We start from the raw sequence: 17423 nt of genomic DNA on the forward strand, positions 1-17423 counted from the left end.
AACTTTTTAAAGATTGCTCGATGAGGCTCAATATGCTGGATGAAAACATCCACAAATTGGCCGTAAAGTATGCTGAAGAATACTATACGACAAACCAATGCTCCAAGGAGGAAGCCCTTGAACGCGGCATTGTAAAAGCAGAGATGGAAGGGCGAAAGCTCTAAAAAAAGTATACAATATGGACTGGACATTTGAAGATTTCAAAACAAAACTTGATGGCCTACAGCCGTCAGTTCGGAAGTAGGCCCTCAAAATTGCACAAGAATTGGTAAAGGAGAATGGGTATTCTCGTGAGAAGGCCATTACGGAGGGAATCAAACGTGCAGAAGAATGGTTTTATGACCTTAGGGGATAGCATTGGTGCGTTGATTTAAATAAAGCACAGTATATTATGTCACGGGAAAGGAGAAAGCGGAGACTAGAGGAAAAAAAGGGGAATTCAATAAACAGGAAAGTAAGAACCAGAAAGGAGAAAGGGTATTGCCTGTTGGTTTTTGTGGCAATGTTCCTTGCGGTGCTGACAATTGCCTTTCTAGATGCAATTCTATATGGTTTTTACCTGCTTTTCAATTGAATAATTAAACCTAAAAAGAAAGATTAATGGAGTCAAATCAATAAAAACAAAATGATATGAAAGATAACGGAATTTTAATACCTGTAGATTACACACAGGTTTCAAAAAATGCGGTGAGCTACGCAATTGGGCTAGCACAAGAATTGAAATCAAAACTGGTTTTTGTCCACGCCTATTCAGTGGTATATCCATCAGGTACGCCCATCGGCATGGCAACTATGGCACACAATGTAACAGATACCACAGCATCACAAGAGAAGATCAATAAAGAAAAATTGGATAAGTTTCTAAGGGACTTTCCTGAACTGGACAAGCTGGAATTTCAAGCAATGGTCGGTTTCGGGGCAACGGTCGATGTGATTTCTGGCCTGGCTAAGGAAATGAATACCAGTCTTGTCGTTATGGGTACCAAGGGTACGGCTTCGGGATTTGATGAAATTTTTATTGGAACCGTTACCGAAAAGGTGACACAAAAGGCACCTTGTCCAGTACTGGCCGTACCTGAAGATGCCAGCTATACTGCGTATAGGCGTATCGGGGTCGCAGTGGATACGGATAGTATGGATAATAGAATAGATTTTGGAATGTTGTCCAGATTATTGGAAAACTATAATGCACAGTTGCACTTTGTACATATAGCGGACAAACAGGAAAGGGTGCTGGAGAAAGCATTTATTCGTGAAAGATTTGGCAAACTTCTTGTACTTAAGCAATGGTCTTTTACAGTTATCGAGGAAGACAAACCCGAAGAGGGTATCGATGAATTTTTGACTGAAACCCCAATAGACCTATTGGTTTTGCTTTACAGGGAACACGGATTTTTTGAGGCACTTTTTAAAAAGGGGCTAAGAAAAAAAATGCTGTATGCCTCCAAGGCCCCATTGCTGATAGTTAAGTAGCCCTTCTACTTATGTGCTCTAGTAAATATTAGTTTTCGCTTACTATGCGAAATTATCGTGCTCATTCTTGGTGCAGGTGGATTGGCTACCATGTGGGAAGCGGTTTTTGCGGATGTGGGCGTGGCGTTATTGGCGATTTTTAATGCGGTGCGGTTGCAACGGATGAAGTGGGCATAAGCCCATAGTAAATATCGAAATATAAATTTTCATTCTAGCCAACCGGCAATATCCCACAGTAGGGGAGTTGCATAATTCAATCAACAACCCTTTTAAGATGTAAACACTTTTTTATTGCAAATTACTGTAAATAAATTTAGACTAAACTAAAAATATATTTATATTTACAAAAATATAAATATAGCAATGCCTAAAATAATTCATTTTCTTATTGGCCTATCCCTAATCGCTCTACTTGGCTGTGAAAATTTGGGCCCTGAAGAACCTATGGAGTTTGAGTTGTTGGATGGGCCGTTGGACGGATTGTCCATAAGTGAACAACAGCGTTTTTTAGCCGGGGATATTGCTTTTAACGATGATGTTTTTACCGTTGAAAAAGGCCTTGGCCCCTTGTTTGTTGGCACCAGCTGTGCAAGTTGCCATTCAGGGGATGGCAAGGGCCATCCTTTCAATCAACTTACCAGGTTTGGTAACAATGACTTGAACTTACCCTCGATGTTATCCTTTGGTGATGGCAGGAACCAAATTCAAAATAAAGCCATACCCGGTTTTGAACCGGAAACCGTGCCGGAAGGCTTCCCATTTTCCATTTTGGTCGCTCCGGCGGTGACGGGATTGGGTTTGTTGGATGCTGTCCCTGACGCAGATATTTTGGCTCTCTCAGACCCTTCGGATGCAAATCAAGACGGTATTAGTGGAAGACCTCACTACAATATTCCTCCTGAATTCACCAAGATTCGGAATAATAGTGTTCCCCAGGGAAACAATTATATCTTCAGGTTTGGAAAGAAAGCGGGTAGTTATGATTTGTTGCACCAAAGCGTCAGCGCATATAACCAGGACATAGGAATTACATCCCTTTATGACCCTATAGACCCGTTCAGTGGACTTGAAGAGGATCCTGAAATAAGCACCCAGACCTTGAACGATGTCGTTTTCTACCTTAAGACCTTAAAAGCACCAATTCCCAGAAATCAAACAGACCCCGATGTCATTGCTGGAAAAGAACTCTTTGAATCGGTACAATGTGCTGTCTGTCACACACCCACGTTGACCACAGGATTTTCCCCAATTGAATCGTTATCCTTTAAGGAATTTCATCCCTACACGGATTTGTTGTTACATGACATGGGGCCTGAATTGGATGATGGATTCACTGAAGGCAATGTCGAGACTTCCGAATGGAGAACCCCACCGCTGTGGGGAATCGGTTTATCGGCCAATTCCCAAGGCGGGCAAATGTTCCTGTTACATGATGGAAGGGCTTCAAGCATTGAGGAGGCCATTGAATTGCACGGTGGCGAAGCCGATAATTCAAAAGCCCGGTATTTGTCCCTGACCCAAAAAGAAAAATCACAACTGATAAAATTCATTAATTCCCTATAGGTGCATAGAAAAGATTTTATTAAACAATTTGGATATCTGATTGCAGTCCTGCCAGCTTCTTCCGCTTTGCTCAGCAGTTGCGCAGGCCTGTATTATGCATCCTTTGTTGAAGAAGGGGGAGTGCTACGAGTTTCAAAGGGTGAGTTTCAGCAGGTGAAAGGGGGAAAGCAGATTGAACGAGATTTCGTGGTCATCCAGGGCGATTCCATGCGATACCCCATCGGAATTTTCAAAACACAAAACAATGGTTATCTGGCCAGTTTGATGCAATGTACCCATAGGGGTTGTGAACTCAACATTGGCGGCGGCATATTCAATTGTCCATGTCATGGCAGTGAGTTCGACCGTTCGGGCAGGGTTTTAGAAGGGCCGGCCGAAGAAAACCTAAAATCATTTGAAACAACCGCCGATAATGAAAATATCTATGTGCATGTCCCGTAAAATATATGCAGCCCTTGCTTTAATGAACATTTGCGTTTTAACCCTAAGCTCGCAAACTAGCGACAGGGACAGTATTCAGGAATCGATGAATATGGATGCGGTTTATGACCGTCCGTTTTTGACTTTCGATAAATTTCCAGTCAATCTTGGTGGTTATCTTGAGGCGAATTCAATCTACAGTATTGAGGACGGATTGTCGGAGGGGCTTTCTTTTCAGGCCCGAAGATTGACCCTTTTCGTTTCGGCGTCCATTTCAAAGCGTATTAAGTTCTTGACCGAACTGGAATTTGAAAATGGGACAGAGGAAATTGCCATTGAATTCGCCTCCATGGACATTGCTTTGCACCCCTTGTTGAACCTTAGGGGAGGCATCGTACTGAACCCAATAGGATCCTTTAACCAAAACCATGACGGACCAAAATGGGAGTTCGTCGAGCGGCCAGATGTCAGCACCAATTTGTTGCCCGCCACTTTCTCCAATGCCGGATTTGGTATATATGGAAAGGCATATAAGGGAGCTTGGACCTTGGGCTATGAAGCATATCTCACCAATGGCTTTGATACAAGCATTATAGATAACGAGGAAGAAAGAACATTTTTGGCCGCAGTCAAGGAAAATTCCTCGCGATTCGAGGAGAATTTTAGCGGCAATGCCCTCCTCAATGGAAAGTTGGCCATTAAGCATAGAAAATTAGGGGAATTGGGCATTTCCTATATGGGCGGGGCCTACAATAGGAAAGAAGTTGACGGGCTTCAGGTTGATACAAAATCAAGGAGGGTAGAAGTTCTTGCCCTGGATTTAAATACTGCCATTAAAAAAACGGGGACAAGGTTTATCGGTGAGATGGCCTACATATGGGTCGATGTTCCGGACACTTTTACCCAGCAATTTGGCGATCGGCAGGTTGGTTTTTTTATGGATATTGTTCAACCGGTACTAAGGACCGAAGTATTCTACTGGGAAGATGCCGTACTCAATCTATCGCTCAGAACGGATTATGTGGATTACAACATTGGCAGGTTTGCCCAAACCAATACGAATATTAGGGATGATTTATTCGCAATTACACCTGCAATAAGCTTTAGGCCTGCAGCACAGACCGTTCTAAGGATCAACTACAGATACCAGTGGCAACAGGACATTCTCAACAATCCAGCCTCAAGAACGGCCACATGGTATTTTGGATTCAGCACCTATTTTTAATAAAATATTCTACATAGCTGCTTTGATTTCATATCGGGTAGAGTGTACTTAAGTTAGGTGTGATTTTAAAAGAGCATCGATGGATAATATTATTTAAGTATTTGCTTAAATAATTATATTAATATATCTTTGTCAAAAACAGTACTATGGCACTTGAATTAAGTTGTACACGCGCCGAGGCCGACCAAAAACAGTTGATGCGCTGTCGCGAAACCTTGGGAACAAACTCAAAAACAATTACGGAAATAAGTAAGGTTCTCGCCTTGGCCGGGAACGAAACACGTTTAAAGATACTTTTCTTGTTGAACGAGGAAGGTGAGCTTTGTCCCTGTGATTTTGCTGATATACTGGAAATGAGCGTACCCGCAGTTTCACAGCACATACGTAAAATGAAGGATGTGGGATTGATTGCTTCGAGACGTGAAGGGCAGACCCTGTATTATTCACTGGTCCCGAATCATAACGAAGTAATGGACAATGTATTTACCGAAATTCAGAAAAATAAAAAGGTAGCATAAAATGGAAACAGGAAAAACCTCGAACAAGGTCGCCTACGCAGGAATATTGACGGCCATAGCGGCATCAATATGTTGTATAACCCCGGTTATGGCATTGATTGCAGGAACCAGTGGAATCGCATCCACGTTTTCTTGGGTGGAACCATTTCGGCCTTATCTTATCGGCATCACTATACTCGTTTTGGTCTTTGCCTGGTACCAGAAACTACGACCAAAAACACAGGAGGAAATTGACTGTGCCTGTGAGGATGATGCAAAACCCTCCTTTTGGCAATCCCAAAGCTTTCTTTTAATAGTTACAGTTTTCGCGGGATTGATGCTGGCATTTCCATATTACTCCAATATGTTTTATGCACAGCCCAGTAAGGACATTGTCTATGTCTCGCAATCCAATATTGTAAAGCACACTTTTAATGTTGAGGGAATGACCTGCGCAGGGTGTGAAGCCCACGTAGAGAGCGAGGTCAACAAACTGGGTGGCATATTATCGGTCAAGGCAAGTTACGAAGGTGCGAATACCGTAGTGGAATATGATAAAACCAAAACCGATTTTGTCGCAATCCGAAAGGCCATTAACAGCACAGGTTATAAAGTAATCGATGGTGAAAATAAAGAAAACGAGTAGATGAAAAAGTACGATGTCTTTGTTATCGGTTCTGGGATGGCAGGGATGACCGTTGCAAATAAATGTGCTTCCAAAGGCCTTAAGGTAGGCATTACGGATGAATTGCCATATGGTGGAACCTGTGCGCTAAGAGGTTGCGACCCCAAAAAGGTAATCATCGGTGCGACCGAAGTAAGGGATTCTGCTATGCGCCTAAAAGGAAAGGGTATCGATACGGTTCCCGTTGTCAATTGGCGGGATATAATGGCTTTCAAGCAGACCTTTGTTGACGAAATGCCGCCCAAAATAGAAAAAGGAAACAGGCATAATGATATAGACACCTATCATTCTTCGGCAAAATTTCTGTCCAAAAATACCCTACAGTTGGGAACAGATACTATCGAAGCCGACAAGATTGTGATTGCAACGGGCGCAAAACCTAAAGTTTTGGATTTCGAAGGCGGGGAACTTGCCCTGACCAGTACAGATTTTCTGAACTTAAAGAAATTGCCCGAATCTGTATTGTTTATCGGAGGCGGTTACATAGCCTTTGAATTTGCCCATATCGCTGCTCGTTCCGGTGCCAATGTTACGATAGTGCACCGGGGCGAAAGGCCCCTGGAAAATTTTGATCCCGATATAGTTTCACATCTTGTTGCGGCAACCGAGGATTTGGGAGTAAACCTGGTTCTGGAAACTGAAGTGACCAAAATTGAAAAAATCGAAAAAGGCTACTTAATAAGTGGCACTACCAACGGGAACTTGAATCAATTTGAAGTGGAAGCCGTATTCAATTCGGCCGGAAGGCCTCCCGCTATTTTCGATTTGGAATTGGAAAGAGCAAATGTCGCCTATTCCAATAAAGGGATTTCGGTCAACAAATACCTCCAGAGCACTTCAAATCCCAAAGTGTACGCCGCAGGGGATGCAGCGGAAACGGGGGGATTGGCTTTGACACCCGTGGCCGTAATGGAGGGACACGTAGTATCTTCCAATATCCTAATGGGAAATTCCAAAGAAGTGGATTATCCCCCGATGCCCACGGTGGTATTTACCTTGCCTACAATGGCATCCGTCGGAATGACAGAAACCAAGGCCAAAAACAGTGGTCTTGAATTTAGGGTAAACTATGATAAGGTTGATGATTGGTTCAACGCAAGGCGCCTGAATGTCGAAGAATATGCTTACAAGACAATCATTGATAAAAATAACGGTACGGTTCTGGGGGCACATCTTATCGGGCCACACTGTGAGGAGACCGTCAACCTGTTCGCGATGGCAATAAAGACCAAAATGACCGTAAACGATTTAAGGACGATGATTTTTTCTTATCCAACATTATCCTCGGATATTCCCTATATGCTTTAACAAAATATCAAAATTTATGAAAAGTGATGAATACACTAAAAAGCACTGGGAAGAGGTTTATACCGGAAAAAGTGATGAAGAAGTAAGTTGGTTTGAAGGGAAACCCTCGACTTCATTGGATATTATAGCTTCCCTTGACTTACCTAAAGATAGTTCAATTATTGATATTGGCGGGGGGAACTCAAATCTTATAAGTCATTTGTTGAAAAATGGCTATAACAACCTGTCCATTCTTGATATTTCAGAAAATGCACTTCAGCGTACCAAATCAAAATTAGGCAAGTCAGCCGCAAAGGTGCAGTGGATAAATTCGGACATATTGAATTTTGAACCGACCCAAGACTTTGAGTTATGGCACGACCGGGCTACTTTTCATTTCTTCACACGGGAAGAAGATATCTTAAAGTATATTGACATACTGGGTCGTTCCCTTAAGACGGGAGCGTATTTTATACTGGCAACTTTTTCGACCACCGGGCCAAAAAGATGTAGTGGATTGGAGATTACCCAATATTCTCCTGAAAAACTAAAGGAATTGTTTAAAGTAGATTTCACCCTATTGGAATCCTTTGAAAAAATTCATAAAACCCCTTTTAAAACAGAGCAAAATTTTATTTATAACCTGTTTCAGAAAAAATAATATGAACTACGAGAGAATCCTTTTAAATTCAACCATTACCTGTCCCGAATGTGGACATACGAAAGAAGAGGAAATGCCCACAAAGGCCTGTCAGTTTTTCTATGAATGCGAAAACTGCAATCAAATATTAAGACCAAAGGAAGGCGATTGCTGTGTCTTTTGCTCTTATGGGACGGTTGCCTGCCCACCAATACAAGAAGGCTCTGGTTGTTGTTGAATAATTTCAGGATAAATTTGTAGAGCACCCCAGTACAATTATATATTGCCAAAATTTTAAAATCGATGATACCACGAGATTTAAGCAAGGACATAAAAACGAGGTTGCAAAGTATCAATGGGCAAATTGGTGGCCTCATTAAAATGCTCGATGAAGATACAGACCCAGAGAAGATTTTAATACAGTTCAAGGCAGCACAGAAAGGATTGGATAAAGCCCATTTTCTGTTACTGGACGAAGTTTATCGAAAAGCTTTGGCCATAAAAATATCTGAAACTGTCGAGGCCTGCCCCGGAAATTGTGGCAATGAAGACCGTATCGAATTTATAAGAAAACAGTTTCCAGATTTGGAATTGGACAACCTAACTGAAAAGATGAAGGAAATCGATGTGCTCAAGGCCAAGCTCGAAGCATACAAAAATGGTTGAATCTTTCCAATTAGCATAGCATTTATGGCCCACGAAACGTGGGTCATTTTTTTTGAGATTTTATTTGGAGACCACCCCACCCACCATTCTACCTTTAAACTGTTGTTATGATTTACTAACAATGAAACGATTTATGAATAATTAAAATTGAAAGAATGAAACGTCAAGTAGAAGTTTTTACGGCCAATTGTCCAGTCTGTGACCCTGTGGTTAAAATGATCAGGGAACTGGCCTGTGACAGATGTGAGGTAACGACCTATGATCTGGTCAAGCAATGTGAAGACAAGATTTGTCTTGATAAGTTGGATGAATACGGCATAAAGAAAGTTCCCGCTGTGATAGTGAACGGCAAATTGCTGGACTGCTGTAAGGACTCGGCCATTACCAAGGAAAGATTGATGGAAGCAGGAATTGGACAATCATAATTAAAAAACGGTTAAGTATGATTTGCAAAATATTCCCGAAAATATCGCTGAACATTAGCTATCTACTATTGATTTTGCTATTGCTATTGGCCGTAACAGGAACGGCGATGGCCCAGGGTCACGGCCCTTTATATGGTTTGCAGACACCGACTTTGGCCAAAGGTGGTGTAGATTTGAACGTGGCAAGTATGAGTTTGAGCACGGAAGATGAAACGTCTTATATGCTCCGCTATCTGTTTTCCTATGGCATTACGGAAGACCTGCAGATCAACCTGACCACCCCCACGATGATAGAGCGGTTGCGTGATGCACCAAGGACAAGGGGCAATAGCAATATGCCCGCCAACGGAGATATAGAGGCTTCCCTTTGGTACCGGTTTTTCTCGAATGCTTTTGGTGTGGGGAAGCGTTTTGAGTCCACCGCCATCGTGGGCGTTTCTGCACCGACCGATGATGTCAGGGGACAGGTCAACGTGGGCAACTCGGTACACGCTGCCATTTCAACGGGCTATGCCTCGCGTACTTGGTATGGATGGATTGGGGGCGGTTATCAATATTATTTTGAGAAAGATGGCGAACAATTGGGCGACCTGCCCTACGCCAGTGCGGTAGTGGGGTATCGCCCCAATATATTTATGGGCGATTACCCAAAGCCCGATTGGCGCATCTTTATAGAATCGTTGGCCGAATTCCCAGGTAACAATAAATTTAACGGACAACTGGATCTTAGCGATTCGCGCAGTACAAAAGTTTTGGTCGGCCCATCATTCCTTGGTCTGTATGGTGCCTGGGGCATATCTTTTGGCGCGATGTTTCCGGTCGTACAGGACTTGACACCTGGAGCAGCGAAAGAAAGGTATCGATTGGCCATAAACTTAAGCTATTGGTTATAAAGCAAGAATTTTAAAAATGTATAAAATGAGAAATATATTTAGAATTATGATAATAGGTCTATTCGGAATTGGCACAGCATCGGGGCAAATTACCAAAGTTGACCAAGAAGTGTATGGAATGGATTGCGCCCCTTGCGCCTATGGCCTAGAGCGGGGACTGAAAAAGATGGATGGGCTTCAGGAAGTGCGTGTCAGCCTCAATGACGGAAAGGCATATATGGGATTGGCTGCCGAGAACGGACTTAAATTACGTAGCATTCAGGAAGAGGTAAAAAAGAATGGGTTTTCGGCAAAAAAAGCTGAAGTGACCCTAATGGGTAACGCGAAGAAAGAAGATGGCCAATGGTACTTTGAGACCGCTAATGAACGATTTTCCGTATCGCAGGATACGCCTACGGCGTTGTTACAAAAATTAACCGTTGGAACAGCAACCATAAGCGGAACGGTGCAGGATGAGGAAGATGATAACCTCTCTGGCCATTGGTCCATTGTACTAACCAAAATCGAATAGATTTTATGAAGACTATTTCCAAAATGGTATTGGGAAGCAGCTTGGTTGCCGCCCTTCTTCCCTTGATGTGCTGTTTTTTGCCTGCTCTGCTATCGGTCGGTGCGGGATTTGGTTTCTTGGGTTCAACTTTTGAATGGGTACATCCTGCCCAACCCTTTCTGACCACCTTTTCGGCCGGTGCCCTTGGGTTTGCCCATTTAAGGAATTTTCAAAATTCAAGAAAATGCAGTGGAGAGGAAACCTGCCAAAACGACAAAAGGAAACGCATTATCAACACTTGGTTTCTCTGGACCTTTACATTGCTGATTCTTGCTCTTATGATTTTAAACTACTGGCATGAACTTTAGAAAGCTATTCATTTTTCCGGTTTTTGCTTTGGTTCTTCTCACATCTGGTTGTGAAAGAACGAAAGAACAATGGCAGTTCGAACGGAAAATTATACTTCCCAAAGAAGCCCGCCCCTTGGCTTTGGCCAAGGACGAGGAGGCCATTTGGTTTTCAGATCCGGATTATTTCCGCTTGTATAAAATCGACCTGAATGGAAAGGTGTTGGATTCCATCACGGGGATACAACGGCCGATGAACATCCATATGGATAAGCAAACACTTTACATACCCGAATTCTTGACCGACACCATCTGGCAATATAAAAAAGGTAAAACCAGTCCGTTGAAAATCAACAAACGGCCACAGGCCCCGGCGGGTGTTTCTGTATATGGGGATACCATTCTGGTAGCCGATTTCTATAACCATCGTATCATCGTTCAGACACCAAATTATAGCTATACTATTGGAAAGCAAGGCCATAATGAGGGCCAATTGTATTATCCAATAGATGTAAAACTAAAGGATGATAAGGTATTCGTAGCCGATGCGTATAATAATAGGGTTCAGGTCTTTGATTTTGATGGAAACCACATCAAGACTATCGGATTAAATAAAAAAATGAATGTGGCCTCCGGCATTGCTTTGAGCACTAATGAATTAGCCATCACCGACCAAGAAAATAGCCGGATATTAATTTTTGATTATCAAGGAAAGTTGCTGCAAATATTAAAGGAAGGCATTTTCTATCCAACAGATATTCACTTTGACAAGGGAAGGCTTTTCATCGCCAATTTCAAGGACAATTCTATATCCCTTTATGGCAGGTAATATCAATTGGATATTTTTATAAAAGCTATCTTATGCGTTCATACTCCGTAAATTCGAACGTAGTCCCACCAGTCTCGTTTTCATCCGATTCACTTCTGACAACTAATTGTTGGGCATTTAATTGAATGACAATATGGTATTCACTTGTATTAGAATTAACATGGCTCAGTTTTCCTGATTCTTCGAGAGACCAAGTGCCAATTTCAGTGAAAGTTTATGATATCTGGCTATGACAGGCAATTGCCCCGATTCCCCAGAAATAGCGGTTATCTTCTTGCTCGTCGCCCTTAACATATCTGATAATGTCATCTTTTCGGCAATTTTCGAATTGGGCAAACAAATCTTCCAAGGGCTCCAATATGCCCAATGAATCATTGGGTTGTCCTCTAATTTCTGCAATCCTTTTCCAATCTCCTGCTAAATTATTTTCGGTAAACAAAAGGTTGACTTATTGTGAACTTTGGTCGTCTTTTTTGCAAGACCACATAACCAACAAGGAAAGTGATAATATGTAAATTGTTTGTTTTGGCATTACTTGATTGACATAAAGTTACATCTTATCCTAACATTAAGTACATCTATTTTAAAGAACTATAGTTAGATAGGTTCCAAGTTGTTTTAAATGGCCATCCGCTAAATAATTTCAAAATACAAATAAGATTCTTGCATTGGAATTTAGACCTGTTGGGTTGTTAAGGCCAAAAAGGTCTATCCGATTAGCGATGTTGCTTTTACGTTTCCCGTCGTTTTCCTGAAATCTCAAGTATTTTGACCTGATAGACAATCGGATTTCCCCTTTCGTATAATTTGCTCGAAAATTCATTGATAAACTCAACCTCTCTCCGTTCTTTTCTACGGATAATGCTCTTCACGCCTTCGGTAAAAAGGTGTAACTTTTGTTTGGCAATGTTGCCCTCAAGTTCTTCGAATGTACCGTGCACCATGGCCGATTCCCAATTGAACATCGATTGTATTTCTTCTACCTGTACGGTAACAGAGTTGTTATTTCGCATCGCATTGATTTTATGGCCATCCGAGGTATAGCTAACGATCGTATTGTCGGCAGGATCAAAATAATAGGTGATGGGAATCAAATAAGGCTTCCCTTGCCATAGATAGGCCAAGTGGCCGAGGTAATTGTTTCTGAGGACACGCTCAATCGCACTAGTTGTTAAATCTGTCATTGCTATTGTTTTTGAATATTACTGATCGCTTATATGTGTTTTTCAAAGTGTGGTTTCTGCTTGTATTCCATCATCGATTATTAAGTTGTTGTGCCTCATGATTTATCGCCTTGGCCGTATAGACAGATAAAGAGGCGAAACCATTTAACCACTTGCCAACATATTATAACCTATAATTTTTCAAAAACCTTAAATGCGGAAGAAAGGTTAGAAAAAGCATGGCTGTGCGTACCATTTGATACGAAACCCAATTGCCCAACTTATTGAAGATACCTGCTCTTTGTCTTAGACTCCCCTTTGTAATTTCGCTACACTGGCTTATAACCATTTCAAAGTCGGCCCGAAGAATTTTGGCAAAATTGACCGAGTGAACTTCTACGTTCATTTCAATACTGCCATAACAACTAAGACTGTTCAAGTTAAATGAGCCTATGGTAGACCATTTATTATCTACTACCGCAGCTTTACCGTGTACTACGGATTTGTTCCATTCAAATATTCTCATATGATGATTCAGAAAAGAAAAGCACAAATGTTCGGTAGCCCTACGTACCAAAGGCACATCGCTAATGCCCGCTAAGATCACCGTTGTTTTTATTCCTCTTTTACAGGCCTTTTTCAATGCCTTTGCTATTCTACTTCCAGGTAAAAAATACGAGCCTACGATAACTATTTCCTTTTTGGCGTGAATGAAGGCGTTGGTGTATGCATCACAGACTTCCGTTTTTCGCTGTAGCCAGTCGTTTTGTAAAACTCCTACGAGTGCGCTACCTGCCGAATGTAACACGGGTGGTATTTTTTTTGAACTTCCTTTTTTGAAAAAATAATCACTACACAATATTTGTAGATCCTTAGCTGCCGGGCAATTCAACTGAACGGCATAGTCCAACCAAGGTTCCGCAGCTCCGGTTCCATAGTATTTATCGGCAATATTGATTCCGCCTATCAATGCTATTTTTTTATCAACGACCGCAATTTTATGATGCATCCGCCTGCCGATATAAAAATTGTTCAAGGAGAATAAAGGCGAAAAAAACCGAAGTAAAATACCATGTTGCACCATATCATCTGCAAAACTATCGGGTAATGCAGCACTACCATAGGCATCCAGTAAGACGTATACTTTTACCTTTCGTTGCGCGGCTTTCTTCAAACAGGCAGCTATTCGGTTTCCTGTTTCATCGTTCTCAAATATATAGGTCTGTAAATGGATTTCCTTTTCTGCCTTATCTATTAATTTTTCAAGCCGCAAAAAATAGTCTTCTCCCGAATGGACCAACTCAACATATTTTGAATTGTCTGTGGCATTTTGAAATGCTGTTTTACTGTGTTTTCCAACTGCATATTTATGGTCCATCGCTACCCTTTTTTATGCTGGTCGGCCAATAAGATTTGATCAACCTCATTATCTTGTTTCCTCAAAAAATAAACCAATCCCAAAGATGCCAAAACGGTTGTCCCAGCAATAATGAAAGGGTAATAAAACCCTCCGGCAATCAGCCAAGTCCCCAATACCGGACCCAAAATTTGACCGATACTGTTCGTGGAACTTTGAATGGATATATTCCTTCCCGTGTTTTCCTTGGATATCAAAGAAACTGCCGAAAGCAGGTTTGGTGTCACCATGGCTCCCCCGGCTGCGAAAATTATTATAGTAACATAAATGTATAGTTCACCACTCACAAAAGGGAAGACGATTAACGAAACACCCGATATCAATAACCCCAATGTTATTTGCTGTTTAGAGGTCAATATTTTTTCGCCATAGGTTGCGAATACCGGTTGCAAAACGGCCATCACGGAACCACAAAGCATAAAACCAATACCCACCTGATTGGTTGTAAAGGCCAACTCATCCTTCCCATAAATTGAAAACACGGTCTCAAACAGGGTAACCACGAACTGCATCACAAAGGATAAGAGCAACAAAATGATAAAATAGTTACTAAGGGAAAAACTGAATTTGACTACCTCAGAAGCAATACGACTTTTTACTTCCGTATTCTTTAGCCATTTTATGATTATCAGCAATACCACAAAGCCCAAAAGAGCGGCCAAAATAAAGGGAACCGAAAAACGGTCTAGGTGGAACACTCCAAAAGAGTATGTATAGTGAAGGTTCGTTCGCGACAGAAATCCCCCCAGAACAGGGCCAAATATGACACCGGAACTGATAGCGATCCCAGACCAGGCCATTATTTTGGTCCTTCGCTTTTCTGAGGTAATATCACTTAAATAGGCATTACTGACCGGAATGACCGCTGATGTAAAGATGCCCCCTATTATACGGGCTATATATAGCATCGGCAGGGAAGTGGCAAGACCCGTTAGCAAGTTCATCACGACAAAACCTACAAGCCCCAATAGTATTATAGGTTTACGGCCATATTTATCGGAAAGCTTGCCCCAGACGATAACGAACAAGAGCTGGAACAACGGATAAATACTGGTCAACATTCCGATATGGAAGTTGATAAGGTCCGTATCCAGATTGTCCTTTAACGCCAGTCTTTCCGTGTAATAGGGGAGGGTAGGCAATAAAATACCGTACCCGAGCATTACCACAAATAAACTTAACAGCACTAAAAATATCCTGTTAAGTTTGTCCTTTCTATTCATTACTTTTTCCCAATTTTTCTTTTCAACAATTGAGCGTTAATGGCTACAATAATGGTGCTTAAACTCATAAACACGGCACCAACTGCGGGACCCAGTACAAAGCCTGATGAGTACAAAACACCTGCTGCCAATGGGATGGCGACGACGTTATAGCCGGTGGCCCATATCAAGTTCTGGATCATCTTGTTGTAGGTGGCCTTGCCGAACAAAATCAAATTGGCAATATCCTGAGGGTTACTGTTTACTAGAATAATGTCCGCAGTCTCCGCAGCGACATCAGTGCCGGAGCCCACGGCTATTCCAACATTGGCTTGTGCCAACGCAGGTGCGTCATTGACCCCATCGCCCGTCATGGCCACAAACTCTCCTTTGCTTTCCAACTCTTTTACGATTTCCACTTTTTGATGGGGTAGCACTTCGGCATAATAGCCATCCAAACCTAACTTATCGCTAACAGCCTTGGCTGTTTTTTCATTGTCACCTGTGGCCATCAAAACTTTGATATTATTCTTTTTGAATATTTTGATAGCTTCCGCAGATTCTGGTCTGATCTCATCCGCTAAGGCAATATAACCGGCCAATTTTCCATCGATTAGAACAAAAACCACCGTTTCAGCGGCATCGCTATAGGCATCTTCAGGAATTGCAATTTTTTCATCCCTTAAATAACCCGGACTAACTACTTTAACTTGCTTACCTTCCACATTGGCCTCTACACCTTTACCAGTAATCGCATTAAAGTTTTCAGGCTTAGGAATTGTAATATTATCTTCTTTGACCTTTTTTATGATTCCAACTGCAATAGGATGTTCCGAGCTCTGTTCCAGGGCACTTGAAAGCCTTAAGATTTCTTCTGTAGAATATTCTTGCTTAACCGATTCAACTCTTGTGACGCCAAAATCACCTTTGGTCAATGTTCCGGTTTTATCAAACAATAAAGCTGATATTTTTCGGGATTCTTCAAAAGCTGTTCGATTCCTTATCAATAAGCCATTTTGGGCAGATACTGCGGTAGATATAGCGACAACTAACGGAATGGCAAGTCCTAATGCGTGTGGGCAAGCAATAACCATAACCGTCACCATTCTCTCTAAGGCATATACAAAAGGGAAGCCTAAAATGAGCCAAACAGCCAATGTTCCAAAGCCAATCGCTAACGCAATGTAGGTTAACCATTTTGCGGCCCTATCAGAAAGGTTCTGCATTTTAGATTTGGTCTTTTGCGCTTCCTCGACCATTTTGATCACCTTATTGAGATAACTGTCCTTTCCGGTATGCTCTACCTTGACTTTTAGGGTACTATTACCATTTACCGACCCACCGATTACTTTGTCGTTCTCATCTTTTTTTACGGGCTTGGATTCCCCTGTAAGCATTGATTCATTTAAGTAACTCGAACCATCTACTATAATCCCATCGGCAGGAACTTTTTCACCTGGTTTTACTAAAATCACATCGTCTTTTAACAAATCTTCCAAGGGAATATCTTCTATAGTATCACCCTTTACCCTGTGGGCTTCGGCTGGCATCATACTTACTAAAAGCTGTAAGGCTTTTGATGCACCTAATACACTTTTCATTTCTATCCAATGGCCTAAAAGCATAATTGCGATCAGTGTTGAAAGTTCCCAGAAAAAATCTTCCCCCCTTAGTCCGAATACTGTGGCAGTACTATAAAAGTAGGCAACGCTTATGGCCATGGAAATTAGGGTCATCATTCCAGGTGCGCCCTTTTTGACCTCTGACCAAAAACCTTTTAAGAAAGGCCAGCCTCCAAAGAAATAGACGATGGTAGATAGTGCAAATAGGATATATGGGTTTCCTGGTAAGAGAAATTCATATCCGAAAAACTCCTGTATCATTGGCGAGAAGAACAATATGGGAATGGTTAGCACGAGCGTTACCCAAAACCGTTTTCGAAAATCGGCAATCATCATTTTGTGATGGTCGTGACCCATTTGACCGTGACCTGGATTATGACCTGAATGGTCGCCAGAACCGTGATCCATTTTACTATGATCCATCTTGCTATGGTCGTCGGATTTTGGATCTTCCATTTTCGAGTGATCCATTTTTGAATGGTCTTCTTTATCGTCATTCATTTTAGAATGGTCCATTTTGGAATGATCTATTTTTTTGTTCTTTTGCTCTTCGTGATTGTCCATAGTATTCTATTTAAG

The 17423-nt window shown here is 41.7% G+C and carries 20 protein-coding genes; 16 read left to right on the plus strand and 4 right to left on the minus strand.

The features are described 5' to 3' along the window. Nucleotides 1–20 precede the first annotated feature (20 nt). The 16 genes from DN53_RS17915 to DN53_RS09570 all read left to right on the plus strand — a co-directional run bounded on the left by DN53_RS17915 (nt 21) and on the right by DN53_RS09570 (nt 11440). Nucleotides 21–164 carry a hypothetical protein gene (locus DN53_RS17915; protein WP_165357338.1) on the plus strand — a complete coding sequence of 48 codons (144 nt, stop codon included), beginning with the start codon at nt 21–23 and terminating at the stop codon, nt 162–164. Between the two features lie 466 nt (nt 165–630). Continuing rightward, the gene (locus tag DN53_RS09500) at nt 631–1473 is read left to right on the plus strand and encodes a universal stress protein (protein ID WP_109649872.1); all 843 of its coding nucleotides are present in this window, start codon (nt 631–633) and stop codon (nt 1471–1473) included. Nucleotides 1474–1836: 363 nt separating this feature from the next. Next, on the plus strand, nt 1837–3036 hold the full coding sequence (locus DN53_RS09505; RefSeq protein ID WP_109649873.1) for a di-heme oxidoredictase family protein: 1200 nt from the start codon (nt 1837–1839) through the stop codon (nt 3034–3036). Next, a complete protein-coding gene (locus DN53_RS09510; protein ID WP_109649874.1) occupies nt 3037–3477 on the plus strand; it encodes a QcrA and Rieske domain-containing protein in 441 nt (146 codons plus the stop codon). Beyond that, nucleotides 3467–4681, plus strand: a complete 1215-nt coding sequence (locus tag DN53_RS09515) for a hypothetical protein (RefSeq protein ID WP_223308342.1) — start codon at nt 3467–3469, stop codon at nt 4679–4681. The genes DN53_RS09510 and DN53_RS09515 overlap by 11 nt, the downstream gene beginning before the upstream one ends. A gap of 146 nt (nt 4682–4827) precedes the next feature. Next, nucleotides 4828–5199, plus strand: coding sequence for an ArsR/SmtB family transcription factor (locus DN53_RS09520; RefSeq protein ID WP_109649875.1), 372 nt, complete (start codon nt 4828–4830; stop codon nt 5197–5199). A gap of 1 nt (nt 5200) precedes the next feature. Then, complete coding sequence (gene merTP, locus DN53_RS09525) at nt 5201–5824, plus strand: mercuric transport protein MerTP (protein WP_109649876.1); 624 nt, start codon at nt 5201–5203, stop codon at nt 5822–5824. Next, nucleotides 5825–7171: a dihydrolipoyl dehydrogenase family protein gene (locus tag DN53_RS09530; protein ID WP_109649877.1), complete on the plus strand. Its 1347-nt coding sequence runs from the start codon at nt 5825–5827 to the stop codon at nt 7169–7171. Between the two features lie 16 nt (nt 7172–7187). Further along, nucleotides 7188–7811 carry a class I SAM-dependent methyltransferase gene (locus tag DN53_RS09535; protein ID WP_109649878.1) on the plus strand — a complete coding sequence of 208 codons (624 nt, stop codon included), beginning with the start codon at nt 7188–7190 and terminating at the stop codon, nt 7809–7811. A 1-nt stretch (nt 7812) separates the two neighbouring features. Next, nucleotides 7813–8028, plus strand: a complete 216-nt coding sequence (locus DN53_RS18080) for a GDCCVxC domain-containing (seleno)protein (protein WP_109649879.1) — start codon at nt 7813–7815, stop codon at nt 8026–8028. Between the two features lie 65 nt (nt 8029–8093). Next, on the plus strand, nt 8094–8456 hold the full coding sequence (locus DN53_RS09545; protein ID WP_094997463.1) for a metal-sensitive transcriptional regulator: 363 nt from the start codon (nt 8094–8096) through the stop codon (nt 8454–8456). 155 nt (nt 8457–8611) lie between these two features. Continuing rightward, nucleotides 8612–8881, plus strand: coding sequence for a thioredoxin family protein (locus tag DN53_RS09550; protein ID WP_109649880.1), 270 nt, complete (start codon nt 8612–8614; stop codon nt 8879–8881). 17 nt (nt 8882–8898) lie between these two features. Then, nucleotides 8899–9774, plus strand: coding sequence for a hypothetical protein (locus DN53_RS09555; protein WP_223308341.1), 876 nt, complete (start codon nt 8899–8901; stop codon nt 9772–9774). A 25-nt stretch (nt 9775–9799) separates the two neighbouring features. After that, nucleotides 9800–10285 carry a heavy-metal-associated domain-containing protein gene (locus DN53_RS09560; RefSeq protein WP_109650107.1) on the plus strand — a complete coding sequence of 162 codons (486 nt, stop codon included), beginning with the start codon at nt 9800–9802 and terminating at the stop codon, nt 10283–10285. 5 nt (nt 10286–10290) lie between these two features. Then, entirely contained in the window at nt 10291–10632 is a 342-nt protein-coding gene (locus tag DN53_RS09565) for a hypothetical protein (RefSeq protein WP_109649881.1), read from the plus strand. Continuing rightward, nucleotides 10622–11440, plus strand: coding sequence for an NHL repeat-containing protein (locus tag DN53_RS09570; protein WP_109649882.1), 819 nt, complete (start codon nt 10622–10624; stop codon nt 11438–11440). The genes DN53_RS09565 and DN53_RS09570 overlap by 11 nt, the downstream gene beginning before the upstream one ends. A gap of 731 nt (nt 11441–12171) precedes the next feature. On the opposite strand, the gene DN53_RS09575 is transcribed toward DN53_RS09570, so the two are convergent. The 4 genes from DN53_RS09575 to DN53_RS09590 form a co-directional block, all read right to left on the minus strand. Beyond that, nucleotides 12172–12624: a pyridoxamine 5'-phosphate oxidase family protein gene (locus tag DN53_RS09575; protein WP_109649884.1), complete on the minus strand. Its 453-nt coding sequence runs from the start codon at nt 12622–12624 to the stop codon at nt 12172–12174. A gap of 163 nt (nt 12625–12787) precedes the next feature. Then, a complete protein-coding gene (locus DN53_RS09580; RefSeq protein ID WP_109649885.1) occupies nt 12788–13981 on the minus strand; it encodes a phospholipase D-like domain-containing protein in 1194 nt (397 codons plus the stop codon). A 2-nt stretch (nt 13982–13983) separates the two neighbouring features. After that, nucleotides 13984–15243, minus strand: coding sequence for an MFS transporter (locus tag DN53_RS09585; RefSeq protein ID WP_129654151.1), 1260 nt, complete (start codon nt 15241–15243; stop codon nt 13984–13986). After that, nucleotides 15243–17408, minus strand: a complete 2166-nt coding sequence (locus tag DN53_RS09590; protein ID WP_109649887.1) for a copper-translocating P-type ATPase — start codon at nt 17406–17408, stop codon at nt 15243–15245. The genes DN53_RS09585 and DN53_RS09590 overlap by 1 nt, the downstream gene beginning before the upstream one ends. Between the last annotated feature and the right edge of the window lie 15 nt (nt 17409–17423).

Origin of the sequence: Flagellimonas olearia (genome assembly GCF_004150225.1) — a bacterium.
Classification (GTDB): Bacteria; Bacteroidota; Bacteroidia; order Flavobacteriales; family Flavobacteriaceae; genus Flagellimonas; species Flagellimonas olearia.